The 278-nt window shown below is 63.7% G+C and carries 1 pseudogene; it reads left to right on the top strand.

Annotation, left to right across the window (positions count from 1 at the left end):
• Nucleotides 1-278, top strand: a pseudogene (locus ABQX22_RS26795) (phosphoglycerol transferase I); the annotation flags it as partial.

Below are 278 nucleotides of genomic sequence, written 5' to 3'. Positions count from 1 at the left end.
GGCAATGGCGATGTGGTGGTGGGCGTGCAGCAGGTACGCCCGCCGGTGCTGCTGGAATACGACGAGGACACCAATCTGAAAACGGTGTATCTGGAAAACACTTCGCGCCAGTTCGATCGCACGCATACCGAAGGCACGCTGGCGTATGTGGACCGCTGCACGGCATTCGAAGACGGCTCGGCCGACGGCGACTGGTGCGCACTGGTGGTCGACCGCCAGCAGAGCATGAAGCTGTATCGCGATCCGGACCTGACCCGCGGCATCGCCGTCGATGCGCC

It is taken from the genome of Xanthomonas sp. WHRI 1810A (genome assembly GCF_040202885.1).
Lineage (GTDB): Bacteria > Pseudomonadota > Gammaproteobacteria > Pseudomonadales > Pseudomonadaceae > Aquipseudomonas.
The sequence above is the reverse complement of the archived record's forward strand: the minus strand, read 5'-3'. Positions and strand labels throughout refer to the sequence as shown.